Origin of the sequence: Modicisalibacter luteus DSM 23508, from assembly GCF_000378505.1 — a bacterium.
GTDB lineage: Bacteria > Pseudomonadota > Gammaproteobacteria > Pseudomonadales > Halomonadaceae > Modicisalibacter > Modicisalibacter luteus.
On record NZ_KB899989.1, the window covers coordinates 95,358 to 108,975 of the forward strand.

The window sequence follows — 13,618 nt, forward strand, 5'->3', positions numbered from 1 at the left end:
GGAGGAAGAAATGAATAACGCCCAACTTAACGAACTCAAGCAGCGCTATGTCGCCAACGGTGCCGCCAGCCCTGCGACACAGTTCGCCGACCGCGCCGAGAATGCCCTGATCTGGGATGCCGACGGCAACCGTATCATCGACTTTGCCGGCGGCATCGGGGTGCTCAATATCGGCCATCGCCATCCCAAGGTGGTCGAAGCCGTAAAGGCCCAGCTCGACAAGGTAATGCACACCTGCCAGACCGTCATGCCCTACGAAGGGTATGTAAAAGTGGCCGAAAAGCTCAGCCAGGTCACGCCGGTACGCGGCCATGCCAAGGTGATGCTCGCCAACTCCGGTGCCGAGGCCCTGGAGAATGCCGTCAAGATCGCTCGTGCGGCCACCGGGCGTAACAACGTCATCTGCTTCGACGGCGGCTACCACGGTCGTACCTTTATGACCATGGCCATGAACGGCAAGGTCGCGCCCTATGCCACCGACTTCGGCACCATGCCAGGCAATGTCTTCCGCGCTCCGTATCCGGTACCGTATCACGGTGTCAGCGAAGACGAAGCCCTGCGTGGCCTAAGGATGGCCCTCAAGACCGACGCCAACCCCAAGGACACGGCGGCGATCGTACTCGAGCCGGTACTTGGCGAGGGCGGCTTCTATCCGGCCCCGGCCAGTTTCCTCAAGGCGATCCGCGAGATCTGCGACGAGTACGGCATGCTGATGATCATCGACGAAGTGCAGAGCGGCTTCGGACGTACCGGCAAGATGTTCGCTATTGAACACAGCGGCGTGGAACCGGACATCATCACCATGGCCAAGAGCATGGCGGACGGCATGCCGATCTCAGCCGTAGTCGGTACCGACAAGCACATGGATGCCAGCAGCGGCAACTCGCTGGGCGGCACCTATACCGGCAGCCCCGTTTCCTGTGCTGCAACCCTCGCCGTGCTGGAGGTCTTCGAGGAAGAGCACATCCTCGAGAAAAGCCAAGCCTTGGGTGACAAGCTCGCTGAACGCTTTGCCCAGTGGCAGCAGGAGTTCGACTGTATCGACAACCCTCGCAACATGGGCGCCATGGCAGCATTCGATCTGGTGTCCGACAGGAACGGCCACACTCCGGATGCCGACCTGGCCGGTGCACTTTGCAAGCGCGCCCGAGAGAAGGGCCTGATCCTGCTTTCCTGTGGTCTGTACGGCAACTCCATTCGCTTCTTGATGCCGGTGACCATCGAGGATGACATCCTCGAAGAAGGACTCGGCATCATCGAGGAAGCCCTAAAGGAACTGGCGAGCAGCCGCAGCGCGACAACGGCCTGACCGCAACCCGATATAGAAATGAAATAGCCCCGCTGACCCTAGTCAGCGGGGCTTATTAGTCACCGCTTCTTATTTTACCCTTACGCCGTCATGAGCGAAGACAGATCGGGAAGCTGACTGGCCTCGCGCGCGAGGCGGCGGGTCTCAACGCCGTTTCGTCGAGTGAAGTTAGGCTGTCAAGCCGGCATCGTGTTGGCCTTCGAATCGCGCGACCACACCCGATGCTTGCCCATCGCCTCGGCAAAGGGCGTAAAGATGTCATCTACCGTTGCCCCGAGGAAGATACCATCCTCCTGCATGGGAACACCGGCCTTGGCCAGCAGCCCCCTACCCTCGCCAATAGCGGCGATGGCCTTGAGGTGCTTGTAGGCTTCCTGAAGGTAATACACGCCGTCGCCGGATTGGGAAAGTGTCGTGACGCTTTCGGCTCCACCCGCCACGACTACCGCATCCATGGTCACCGAAGGTTCGCTGTTGAGCATGCCATCCGGCGACACGGTCTGGCCACTGGCTGCCTTTACCGGTGCCATGCTCGGAGCAATGACCATGGCTTGCGCCCCTTCCGCCTCGAGACGCGACTTGGTGCCCTCGACATGGTCGGCGTCGACACCATCGGCAACCAGGATCGCTACTTTGCGATACTTGATATTGCCCGGAAGACGCGCCATCAGGCTCAGCGCCGGCGAATCCACCAGTGTGCTGGCGCCCAGTTCCTCAGCAGGTGCCGGCTTGCTGGTTGGTGTCTCGATACCATGGTTTTCGCCTACTCGACGCGCCAGCTCGAGGTCGATGTTAGGCAGGATTTCCTTGATCACCCGCTCGCGAATCCAGGGCCGTTTCACCTTGGAGAGCTCGAAAGTATAGGCGCCGATGATATGTTCCTTCTCGACATCGGTCTGGCTGTTCCAGAATAGCGTCGCCTGAGAATAGTGATCACCGAACGAGGGGCTGCGTGCACGAATCTTGCGCGCATCGACACGTTCCTGGTAGGACTCGAAACCTCCATTTTCGGGCGCTGCCGGTGTCTCGCTTGGCCAGCCGCCGTCAATAGAGTTGGGCTCGTACGAGGCCTGCCCCTTGTTAATGGTCTGGCGATGCATGGCATCGCGCTGATTATTGTGTGCCGGGCACACAGGTTGGTTGATGGGAATCTCGTGAAAATTGGGCCCGCCGAGTCTCAGCATCTGGGTGTCCAGGTACGAGAACAGACGGCCCTGTAGCAATGGATCGTTGGTAAAATCGATGCCCGGCACCACATGGGCAGGGCTGAATGCCACCTGCTCGGTCTCGGCGAAGAAGTTGTCCGGGTTGCGGTTGAGAGTCATCTTACCGATGGGAGTGACCGGCACCAACTCTTCGGGAATGAGCTTGGTCGGGTCGAGCAGGTCAAAGTCGAACTTATGCTCGTCCTCCTCCTCGACAATCTGCACGCCAAGCTCATACTCGAGAAAATTGCCGCTCTCGATATCATCCCACATCTGCCGGCGGTTGAAGTCGGGATCGCGGCCCCAGAGTTTCTGGGCTTCATCCCAGATCAACGAACAGGTACCGGCCAGCGGTTTCCAATGAAACTTGGCAAAACGTGCCTTGCCCTGCTTGTCGATCAGGCGGAAAGTATGGACTCCAAACCCTTCCATGTTGCGATAGTGCCGGGGAAAGGCTCGATCCGACATGGTCCACAGCACCATGTGTGTGGCTTCGGGCATCAATGACACGAAATCCCAGAAAGTGTCATGAGCGGACTGGCCCTGGGGAATCTCGTTATGCGGCTCGGGCTTCACCGCATGCACAAAGTCGGGGAACTTGATGGCGTCCTGAATGAAAAACACCGGCATGTCGTTGCCGACCAAGTCCCAGTTACCTTCGTCGGTATAGAACTTGGTAGCGAAGCCACGCACGTCGCGCACTGTATCGTTGGAGCCCCGTGGCCCTTGCACCGTGGAAAAACGCACGAAGACCGGCGTTTTCTTGCCGGGATCCTGAAACACCCCCGCCTTGGAGTACTTCGCCGCCGTCTCGTAGGGTTGAAAATACCCATGCGCCGCAGAGCCCCGCGCATGAACGATACGCTCGGGAATACGTTCGTTGTCGAAGTGATTGAGCTTCTCGCGGAAGATGAAGTCTTCCATCAGAGTGGGACCACGTTCGCCGGCTTTCAGCGAGTTGTGGTTATCCGAGATACGCACACCTTGGTTGGTACGTAAATCATGTCCTTCGGCGTCGCTTCGATACGTTTCGAGGCTCTCCGACTTACTGTTCTCGCTCGTTTTGAACTTTTCGTCGTGTGGACCATTGCTGTTGGGGTTCGTATGGGGGTTATTCGCCATGCTCAAACGCTCCTCGTTGGCTTGTGTGGTCCACCCTCCTCATAAGGCCGCACCGGCATGAACAAGAACATGGCAAATGACCATGTCGGCTCTTTACCGGCAGGCAAACATTCTGTCTGGTTTTGGTTATCACTGCCCTTGCAAGGTAGACAGCCCCATTAACGCAGCGCAAGTTCGCGCGGTGCTTTCGTTAAGTGTCTGCTTTAGAACGAAGAGCCCGGCTGCTCGAGAAACGCCAGCTCTTCCGGGGTCGAGGGACGCCCCAGCAGCGCATTACGATGCGGGTAGCGGCCGAAACGTTCGAGGATTGCCCGGTGACGATGTTCATAGTCAAGGTTGTCTTCGAGGCCGGGCTGGTCGAATAGCCTTAGAGCCTCTTCATGAATAAGCAACGATTCACTATGCATGTAGGGCATGTAGAGAAACGCTCGCTGGTGCACCTCGAGATGCCTATCCGCCCCGGCCATTACGGCTTCCTGAGCCAGCACCAGCGCTTGCGGATCCTGTGCGAAAGCGTTGATCTGACCACGATGGATATTGCGCGAGAACTGGTCCAGTACAAGAATCTCGGCCAGACGACCTTGCGGCGAGCGTCGCCAAGTCCACAACTCCCCCGCAATGGCAGCTTGCAACACGAACGAAAAGCGTTCGGTGATCTCTGCATCGAGCGCATCGTCCTTGACGAACCACTGCCGCGGTTCGAGTGTCTCGAACCAGAACTGAAGAATGTCCTGGGCCGTCGTCTCGCTCATGTCTCTACCCCTATGCTCGCAAATTGATAACCTGAGCGTAGGTAACGCCAGTCCCGACGGCGAGCCTTTCATGCGCTCATGATCGCGTTTACGAAACTAGAGTTTCCCATGACATTAGCGCAGATACTGGCCATGGCCGGTTATCTTTTCAATCTCATCGGCATCATTGTCTGTCTCGTCGGGCTTCACCTGGCCCGCCGCCCTTCCCATCGAGTGCTGGGCCGGCTCCTCGCCGTGCTCGGGTTCCTGATTGCAGCCAGTCCGCTTCTGCTTCAGCTGTTCGGCTTCGTAGACCCGGCCACACCGGTATCGCCGCCGCCTCCGCGCTGAACGGTCATCTCTTTGTCATCACAGGCTCACGACGTGGTCAGAGCCTTGTCATATACGACAGGCAGGCTAACGCCCAAGCTCTCAATGCCGAGAGGCAACTCGTTCTAGGAGGAAACCATGCCCCTGTCCCGTCGTCGCTTCCTATCGCACAGCCTGCATGCCGGTGCCGCCTTCGGTGCCGTCAGTTTGCTTGGCGCCCCGGCAATCGTGCTTGCGGAGTCACGCCGGCCAGTTATTACCCACGGCATCATGAGCGGCGACATTCAGCCGGGACGCACCATGGTCTGGAGCCGTAGTGACCGCCCCGCGCAGATGATCCTCGAACTCGCCGATAATCCGTCGTTCAAGGGAGCTCGGCGCCTGGTTGGCCCCACCGCCCTGCCGGTTGATGACTACACGACCAAACTCGACGTCACCGGACTTGGGGATATGGAATCCCTGCACTACCGTGTGCGCTATGCCGCACTGGGAGACGAACGTGCCCTGAGTGAACCAGTGATGGGCCGGCTACGCCTGCCACCATCCCAGTCACGCAATGTACGTTTCGTGTGGTCAGGGGATACTGTCGGCCAAGGTTGGGGCATCAATCCTGACCTGGGCGGAATGCGTATCTATGAGACGATGCGGCAGGTTCAGCCCGATTTCTTCATCCACTCAGGCGATACCATTTATGCCGATGGCCCGCTACAGGAGAGCGTCACGCTGGAGGATGGGACGACCTGGCGCAACATCGTGACTCCAGCCAAGGCCAAGGTCGCCGAGACACTGGAAGAGTATCGCGGGCAATACGCCTATAACCTGCTCGACGACAACTTGCGCCGCTTCAATGCCGAGGTGCCCATGTTCGCCCAGTGGGACGATCATGAGACGGTGAACAACTGGTACCCCGGCGAAGTGCTCGACGATCCGCGCTATACGGAAAAGAACGTTTCTCTGCTCAATGCACGCGCACGGCGTGCCTTCATGGACTATATGCCGGTACGACAAACGGCAGATGCCCCGGATCGCCTGTATCGGCGCTTTACCTATGGTCCCGACCTGGAGGTCTTTCGCCTCGACATGCGCAGCTATCGGGGTGCCAACTCCGACAACCGGCAGACTGCACCGGGTGGCAGCGCCGCCTTTCTCGGTGATGCACAATTGCAATGGTTACTGGACGGGCTACGCCAATCCCAAGCGACGTGGAAGATTATCGCCTCCGACATGCCGCTCGGGCTGGTGGTCAAGGATGGCGAGCGTTACGAGGCGGTAGCCAACGCTGAATCGGGACGGCCCTTGGGACGTGAACAGGAAATCGCTCGCCTGCTGGAGGGCCTGCACAAGGCCAACGTGCAAAACATCGTCTGGCTGACCGCCGACGTGCACTACACGGCCGCCCACCACTACTCCCCAGAGAGAGCAAGCTTCCAGAATTTCACGCCGTTCTGGGAGTTCGTCAGCGGTCCTCTCAACGCAGGTACGTTTGGACCTGGAGAGTTGGACGCGACCTTTGGCCCCGAGGCGGTCTTTTACAAGGCACCGCCACCGGGACAGGCCAATTTGCCCCCATCGGCAGGATACCAGTTCTTTGGTCAGGTCGATTTTGATGCTGACTCGCGTGAGCTGACAGTGACACTGAAGGACACCGCAGGCGCTTCCCTGTTCGAGAAGCGCCTGGCTCCATCTTAATGGAACACTCTATTTAATCGAGATTAAGCTACTGAAAATCATGGTTTTTTCTTGACGAAGCGAAGCGGCTACGACTAAAGTAAAAGCCACGGTGAGCAGCGGCCATGGAACGGCTGCCAGTTCAGGATTGTGCGCGATCAGGATGATCGAGACATGGGAATGTAGGCATCGAAGGGCAGGACGCCATCAACGCCAAGGATCCCCAGCAAGGCTTACCGTAATGCAGCACGTAGTACTGCAGGGCCCGGCCAGCAATGGCCGGGCCTAATTCGTTTGCCTCTCTACTCCACGATTTCCTGCATGCCGGCTGGGGTTTTCCTCGGTGGCGGCTCTAGTCATGCTGTGCCAGTCAAAAAGCTGGACTTTCTCATCATTAACGTAGGTTAGATTCCTGTCGTCGATTAGCGAGCGTTATTGCTACTCTATCAATGTCAAACGCCTCGCTTACAACAACACGCAGTGAGAAAATTATGGCCATTTACGCTATCGCCTATGACCTGACCTTACCTCAAGAATACAACGGCTTTTACGAGTGCCTAGAGTCCTATCCTCACGTGCATGTCATGGACTCTTTCTGGCTGATCCAAGCAGACACCGAATCCGGAGAATTAAGGGATAGCCTGCTGCCATACATAAAAAGGGGAGATTCACTTTTCATCAGCCGGATGAGTCAGGACTGGGCGGGTGCCGGTACGCAATGCGGAGACTGGCTCAAGGCGACCGACCGCCTGTGGCACAAGCCGGCCCAGGCATATGCCGTCAAATAACCGCCTCGCCTGCGCTTCGCCTCCCTTGACCTGACGGCCACAAACGTCCATACCAAAGGGACATACTTGATGCAGCAAGGAGGTTTGCATGAAAGGCTTATTTGCAGCAGGTGCCGCCTGGTGGTTAAGGAAATCCGAAAATCGCCAGAAGGCCAAGCGCAAGGGTGAGCAGGCTTGGAACAGCCTTGATGAGAAAAACGAACGCGAGCACGCTGACAGTCAAGAGACTCGTCGCAACTAAAGCCACAAGGTTGCTTGACGTATCACATAAGCGCCCCAGCCGTCTTATGGCGGCTGGGGCGCTTTGCGTACGAAATCCAGGCATCAATGGCGGAAGAGCGTGGGAGTCGAACCCACCAGGGACCGCTGGCAGCCCCTACCAGGTTTGAAGCCTGGCCGCCCCACCGGGGGTCGATCCTCTTCCACGAGTGCATGTCGTGCTAGTCGAACAGGTCATGTCGGCGAATCACATGATCATCACCGACACGTCGAGTGAACCCGATTCTATCAAAGAATTCAAGGATTTGAATCGCAAGTTTGCGTCCGGTGCCGATACAGTCACGGAAATCCGCAGCACGTGCGGCGCCATGACGGGATTCCAGCTCCTTTACAATGCGAGCCAAGGATTCGACCGCTGGGGCCTCGAAGAAGTGATCCTTGCGGACCTGATAGAGCCGCCCAAGACGCGCACAGGCCATCAGTGACTGACGCATCACCTGCTCATCAATCCCTTCAGCGGCGGCCATATCACGGACGCGAGGCGGCTCGAACGGCCTGGAAACAATCAACGGCTGGACTCGCTGCCATAGACGCTCGTCAGCCTCATCCAATGCCGCCTGGTGCCCAGGTAACGCTAGAAACGGTCCATACCGCTCGATCTCGCCTGCCTCGATCATGGCATTCAACAAGGGGCGGAAAAATGCCCCAGGCAGGCCAGGCATGACCTGCCGACGCAAGCGCTCACGCTCCGTCCCCAGCATGGAAGGCTCACTTTCGTGATTGCGCTGCAGTGTCTCGAACGTTCTTGCTTTCAGGCTATCCAGGGCTTGGCGAGAAAAGGCCCTGGCCTGCCCCTGCACCGTGATGACCTGCCCTCCCAACGCCTCGACTCGTGCCGCCAGGTACTGCTGGTCGATATTGATGTTACGTGCCAGCATGCCGAGATCCAGCCCATCGGGCCACAGCGTCAAACCAGTCTCCAGCGGACGGTCAAGGCGATAAGGCTTTCCTGTCTCTGCACATTCGGCCAAGGATGACAACCAGGTCAGTCGCTTGGGAGCACGCTGGCCGCGCCGCGGGGGGTCTCCATCAAGCACGATGCCGCCACCCAAGGTCGTTTGGCCGCCATGATCGCGAATCACGAAGCGATCGCCCAGGCAGGCGTGCACGGGCCGGTCCAGAACCAACTGGCCCAGCATTCTGTTACCGGGTTCCAGTCGTTGGCCTTCCAGCAGAGATACGCGCCCGGTCAGCCGCGCCACCCCCAAGTGAATGTGCACAGGGGTCCAATGCTTGAGTGCCGCCACACTGCCTAGCAGGGTAAGATCGACATCGACCCGCTGCAGCAGTGGTGTGTCCAGCGACTCTGCAACCACCCAGCCGCCACGCACGATTGCATCGCGCTCCACCCCGCTGCCCGTCAGGTTGAGGGCCACCCTATCGCCCTGATGGGCCTGTTCGCTTTCGCGATGCTGCCGCCGCAAGCTGCGTACTCGGGCGCGTACACCCGACGGTTCAAGGCGCAGCACATCATCCTGCCGCACGGTTCCGCTCAAGGCCGTTCCGGTCACGACCAATCCTGCTCCGGTCTTGGTAAAGACACGATCCACCGCCAGACGAAATGCGCCCCAGGCCAGCGTTTCATGACGTTTGGCAGCCTGGGTCCACAGTGAATCGCGCAAGGCATCAATCCCTTCACCACTGCGGCTCGAGACGCGATATACAGGAGCCTCTGCCAGCGGAGTGGCCTCCAGCAACTGGCGAATGTCTTCTTCGACCCGATCAAGCCGAGTCGCATCCACCAGATCGCATTTGGTCAGCGCTACCTGTCCCTGCGACAGCCCCAGCAAGGTCAGGATTTGTACATGCTCGATGGTCTGCGGCATTACGCCATCATCGGCGGCGACCACCAACAACACGCTATCGATGCCCGCGCTACCGGCCAGCATGTTATGAATGAACTTTTCGTGACCGGGCACGTCGACGAAGCCGAGTTCAATGTCCGACTCGACCTCGGGATAGGCAAACCCCGCCTCGATGGTCAGCCCACGCGCCTTTTCCTCCTTGAGACGATCCGTGTCGACGCCGGTCAGACAGTGGATCAACGCGGTCTTGCCATGGTCGACATGTCCTGCCGTACCGACAATCATGTCTCCTCCCTAGTCCGGCTTGCGATGTAGTGCGACTTGAGTAGTTTGAGCTGGTCCACGAATTGCCGCTCCTGGGCTTCCCCCATCAGGCAACGCAAGTCGAGATGCAGTGCCCCGTCGCGCAGGCGGCCTATGACCGGCTTCGGCAGGCAACGGAAGGCCATTTCGAGACAGCGCAGCGCTCGCTCGCGCGCCTGGCGCTCTTGCGCCTGAGGCCGCCAGACCAAGGCACGGCTGGGCAGACGATCGACCGGTAGCGAGCCACTGCCGAGTTGGCTCATGCAGTCCTGCAGCGTCACATCGACATCGTCGAGCAACGTACGAACAGAGGGAAGCAGCCTCTCGCCCAAGGCGGCAATGTCGACCTCAGGTCGGGTGAGCATGGCTAAGGCAGGGATGTCGCGCGCGGGTGTATCGCTGTCGCGGTACACACGCAGCGTCGCCTCGAGTGCAGCCAACATCAACTTGTCGAGCCGCAGCGCTCGCTTCAGCGGGTGTCGCTTGATGCGTTCGATCATCTCGCGCTTGCCGACGATGATGCCAGCTTGTGGTCCGCCCAGCAGTTTGTCACCACTGAAAGTGACCACATCGGCCCCAGCGGCAATGGTATCGCGCGGCAGGGCTTCGTAAGGCAGTCCTAGCGCCGCCAGGTCGGTCAGCGCCCCACTGCCCAGGTCGACCAAGAAGGGCACGCCATGCCGATGGGCAATCTCGGCGAGTTCGTGCTCGGGTACGCTCTTGGTGAAACCGGTGATAGCGTAGTTGGAGGTGTGAGCCTTGACGATCAGCCCGGTCTCGTCGTTGAGCGCCCCTTCAAAATCACGTGCGTGGGTGCGGTTGGTCGCGCCGACCTCGTGCAAACTACAGCCTGCCGCCTGCATGATGTCGGGCATGCGAAACGCCCCGCCGATCTCGATCAATTCGCCGCGAGAGATGACCGCCTCGCGGCCCGCCCCCAGCGCCCCTAGCGCCAGCACCACCGCCCCAGCGTTATTGTTGACCACGGTGGCGGCCTCGGCTCCGGTAAGCTCGCAGAGCAGGGACTCGACCAGCGTATCGCGATCTCCGCGCCCGCCGCTCTCCAGGTCGTACTCCAGGGCAATCGGATGACGCGCTGCCTCAGCCATGGCCTCGATGGCCGGCTCGGGCAATGGCGAACGCCCCAGGTTGGTATGAATCACCGTACCGGTCAGGTTGAAGACGGCGCGGCTGTTGGGCTGGGTCAGGGTGTCGAGGCGGGACACGCAGCGCTGTACGAGATCGCCGAACTCGATAGGCAACGAGTCGGCATCCAGCGCCTGATTCTGCAATCGCCGGCGCGCATCATCCAGCGTTTCGCGTACGGAACGACGCACCAGTGAACGGCTGTGTCGCTTGAGGGTATCTTGCAGGCTTGGGTCGGCCATCAAGGCGTCAACGGCAGGCAAGCGGCGTCTAACGTCCATTGTCGTGTTCATGTCCATGCCAAAAAAGCGTTATGGGCTATCGCACTTAGCCCGGTTAAGCCCTATGGCATAGCATGATCGACAGCCTGCCGTCCACGCCGACGGTTCAGTCGCCGACAATGAGCAGCGGGTTGTAACCACTACGCTGGAAGGTGCCGTCTTCGCCAAGCGAGAGGTCCAGCGCCAGGCTCGCCAGGTCATCGGCCACTGCTTCGAGACGGGCGTCGATCTCCCGCGGCATGATCTTGAGATAGCTGTGGCAGTCGCCACAGGTTTCCGCCTGAACAGGCAGCCAAGGATTACCCTCCTCGTCCTCCAGGCTCAGGTATTCCAGCTTGCCCGTCTGATCACACACACTGCAGCGTGCACGCTCAAGGTACCACTGGGTGGCACACAGTCCGCACTGCAGATAGCGAGCCCCGCGATACTCCGGGGCATTCTGAATGACACTTGCCACCGGCGCCGAGCCACAGCATGGACAGATCGATCTCGCCTCGGCCGGCGGGCGCTTCGGCACATCCGGCAACACCTCTACCAGGCGCACCCAGGCTACCTGCAACGCCGCAGCCAGCAAGGGCATGACACCCCGATCCTCTTCGGGGCCGGGCTGTCCGTCCAGCAGTGCCACGACCAGACTATCCCTTTCCTCGCTGGGCATGTTTCGCAAACGCTCGATCAGGGGGCGCTGTGCTTCTCCGACATGAAGGTCCAGCGCGTCGAGCAATACGCTCAGCTCGCCTTGCAGGTCGACGTCACGACGCAGGGCATCGACGCTTAGGGGAGCCATTCCATGCTCCAACGCCAAGGTGAATGCCTCGGGTTCGGGCTTCCAGGCCGGCACCCCCTGCTCCAAGGCGGCCTGCTGAGCCTGGGCAACCTGTGCCATGAAGGCGAGAAAGTCGCTCAGCGCCTCTACTCGACCGGCGAGGTCTCGCAGGCGCTGAGCCCGGGCAGCGAAAACATCGCGCCCGGGAAGCAAAACCGCCGGAGGGTCCATGACCCCCTCCGGCGCACTACCGTATGCATGATTCACATCATCACCCTAAGAAATTATTGTGGGCGGGCAGAGGAGTCATCCTTGGCCGCCGGTTGCTGTTTGCGCTCCTTCATCACCTCGTCGTACCACAGGCTGTGATGATGCTTGGCCCACGCCTTGCTGACCCGCCCCTGGACCATGGCCCGGATGGAGCCCTTGACCCAGATCCCCGAGTAGATATGGATGACCAGGGTAATGATGGCCAGGAAGGCAGTGTAGGCATGGACCATCACGGAGAAACGCAGCAGCCAGATAGGCATGCCTTCCGCGAAGTAGGGCCGCCAAATGATGATTCCCGTGACCAGCAGGATCGGCACGCACCCCAGCATGATCCAGTAGACCAGCTTCTGACCGGCGTTGTTCTTGCCCACCGGCGGGAGTCGCTCGTCACGGTTGCTGAGTACGTCGTTGATCTGTTTGAGCCACTGAATATCATAGCGCTTGATTAGACTGTCCTTGAACAGTGGAATGGCCAGCAGCACGAAGAAGAGTGTCATGAACACCCCGATGAAGGGGTGCCAGGCACGTGTCATGATCGGCCCGCCGAACAGGCCGGTCAGGGACCAGAAGAACGGATGGAACAGCGCAAGTCCACTCAACACCAGCAGCACGAAGCTGATGGCCACGGTCCAATGGTTGAGGCGGGTCCACCAGCGGTAGCGGAGAATGCCCCGTTCACGGTTGGAGTGACTCATCACTTATCCTCCTCTCTGGCCTCGGAGGCCTTCTCTTCGTCAGGATCATCCTCCGGCTCTTCCTTGGGCCCCTTGGTGGCGTAATGGAAGAACCCGGACAATGCGGCAAGCCCGATAGCCGCCGACATCAGCGGCTTGGTTACGCCCTTCCAGGCATCCACCATTGGGCTGATACGCGGATCTTCCGGCAAGCCACCATAGATTTCCGGCTTGTCGGCGTGCTGTAGCACATAGATGACGTGCGTACCCCCTACCCCGGCAGGATCATAGATACCGGCCTTTTCGTAGCCGCGCCCTTTGAGGAAGTCGGTGCGTGCCGCGGCCAGCTCGTGCATGTCCTCGCGCGTTCCGAACATGATCGAGCCGGTCGGGCATGACTTGACGCAGGCCGGCTCCAGGCCATGGAAGACCCGGTCGGAGCACAACGTGCATTTGTAGGCCTTCTCGTCCTTCTTCGAGATACGCGGAATGTCGAACGGGCACCCTGCCACACAGTAGCCGCAACCGATGCAATGCTCGGAATTGAAGTCGACGATACCGTTGGCATACTTGACGATAGCGCCGGGAGCCGGGCAGGCCTCCAGACAGCCCGGCTCCTCGCAGTGCATGCAGTTGTCCTTGCGGATCAGCCACTCCAGATTGCCCTGCTCGTCCTCGTACTCGTTGAAGCGCATCACTTCCCAGGTTTCGGGAGTGAGGTCCATCGGGTTGTCGTAGACGCCGACACATTCCCCTACATCATCGCGCAGGTCATTCCATTCCGAGCACGCGACCTGACATGCCTTGCAGCCGATGCAGCGCGACACGTCAATCAGCTTGGTGACTTCCTCGACACCACCATGTCGCACCTGGGGAGACGGTTCGGTCGTCGCCGAACGCGCCACGATGTTTTGCAGATTGATCTGATCGCCTCGCATAGC

At 59.6% G+C, this 13,618-nt stretch carries 12 protein-coding genes and 1 tRNA gene; 5 read left to right on the plus strand and 8 right to left on the minus strand.

The annotated features are described in order from the left end of the window. Positions 1-10: 10 nt before the first annotated feature. Entirely contained in the window at positions 11-1,309 is a 1,299-nt protein-coding gene (gene gabT, locus F568_RS0100495) for a 4-aminobutyrate--2-oxoglutarate transaminase (RefSeq protein ID WP_019016737.1), read from the plus strand. A gap of 176 nt (positions 1,310-1,485) precedes the next feature. Here the strand turns inward: gabT and katE are convergent, their stop codons facing one another. Both katE and F568_RS0100505 read right to left on the minus strand, forming a co-directional pair. Continuing rightward, positions 1,486-3,636, minus strand: a complete 2,151-nt coding sequence (gene katE, locus F568_RS0100500; protein ID WP_019016738.1) for a catalase HPII — start codon at positions 3,634-3,636, stop codon at positions 1,486-1,488. 203 nt (positions 3,637-3,839) lie between these two features. Continuing rightward, positions 3,840-4,388, minus strand: a complete 549-nt coding sequence (locus F568_RS0100505; protein ID WP_019016739.1) for a DUF924 family protein — start codon at positions 4,386-4,388, stop codon at positions 3,840-3,842. A gap of 108 nt (positions 4,389-4,496) precedes the next feature. Between F568_RS0100505 and F568_RS0100510 the strand changes: the two genes are divergently transcribed. From F568_RS0100510 to F568_RS24765, 4 genes are all read left to right on the plus strand, one after another. Continuing rightward, a complete protein-coding gene (locus F568_RS0100510; RefSeq protein ID WP_019016740.1) occupies positions 4,497-4,718 on the plus strand; it encodes a hypothetical protein in 222 nt (73 codons plus the stop codon). 117 nt (positions 4,719-4,835) lie between these two features. After that, positions 4,836-6,386, plus strand: coding sequence for an alkaline phosphatase D family protein (locus F568_RS0100515; protein ID WP_019016741.1), 1,551 nt, complete (start codon positions 4,836-4,838; stop codon positions 6,384-6,386). 470 nt (positions 6,387-6,856) lie between these two features. Further along, complete coding sequence (locus F568_RS0100520; protein WP_019016742.1) at positions 6,857-7,153, plus strand: hypothetical protein; 297 nt, start codon at positions 6,857-6,859, stop codon at positions 7,151-7,153. Positions 7,154-7,241: 88 nt separating this feature from the next. After that, complete coding sequence (locus F568_RS24765) at positions 7,242-7,394, plus strand: hypothetical protein (protein ID WP_019016743.1); 153 nt, start codon at positions 7,242-7,244, stop codon at positions 7,392-7,394. Between the two features lie 87 nt (positions 7,395-7,481). Here F568_RS24765 and F568_RS24770 read toward each other — a convergent pair. The 6 genes from F568_RS24770 to fdxH all read right to left on the minus strand — a co-directional run bounded on the left by F568_RS24770 (position 7,482) and on the right by fdxH (position 13,615). Beyond that, positions 7,482-7,577: transfer RNA gene (locus F568_RS24770), tRNA-Sec, on the minus strand. Positions 7,578-7,593: 16 nt separating this feature from the next. Next, positions 7,594-9,522 (minus strand): selenocysteine-specific translation elongation factor, encoded by a 1,929-nt coding sequence (gene selB / locus F568_RS0100530; protein ID WP_019016744.1) that lies wholly within the window; start codon positions 9,520-9,522, stop codon positions 7,594-7,596. Next, the gene (gene selA, locus F568_RS0100535) at positions 9,519-10,979 is read right to left on the minus strand and encodes an L-seryl-tRNA(Sec) selenium transferase (protein WP_229804276.1); all 1,461 of its coding nucleotides are present in this window, start codon (positions 10,977-10,979) and stop codon (positions 9,519-9,521) included. Before selA ends, selB begins: the two co-directional genes overlap by 4 nt. Positions 10,980-11,073: 94 nt before the next feature. Then, entirely contained in the window at positions 11,074-11,964 is an 891-nt protein-coding gene (gene fdhE / locus F568_RS0100540) for a formate dehydrogenase accessory protein FdhE (RefSeq protein ID WP_019016746.1), read from the minus strand. Between the two features lie 53 nt (positions 11,965-12,017). Beyond that, positions 12,018-12,698 carry a formate dehydrogenase subunit gamma gene (locus tag F568_RS0100545; protein ID WP_019016747.1) on the minus strand — a complete coding sequence of 227 codons (681 nt, stop codon included), beginning with the start codon at positions 12,696-12,698 and terminating at the stop codon, positions 12,018-12,020. Beyond that, on the minus strand, positions 12,698-13,615 hold the full coding sequence (gene fdxH, locus F568_RS0100550; protein WP_019016748.1) for a formate dehydrogenase subunit beta: 918 nt from the start codon (positions 13,613-13,615) through the stop codon (positions 12,698-12,700). The genes F568_RS0100545 and fdxH overlap by 1 nt, the downstream gene beginning before the upstream one ends. Between the last annotated feature and the right edge of the window lie 3 nt (positions 13,616-13,618).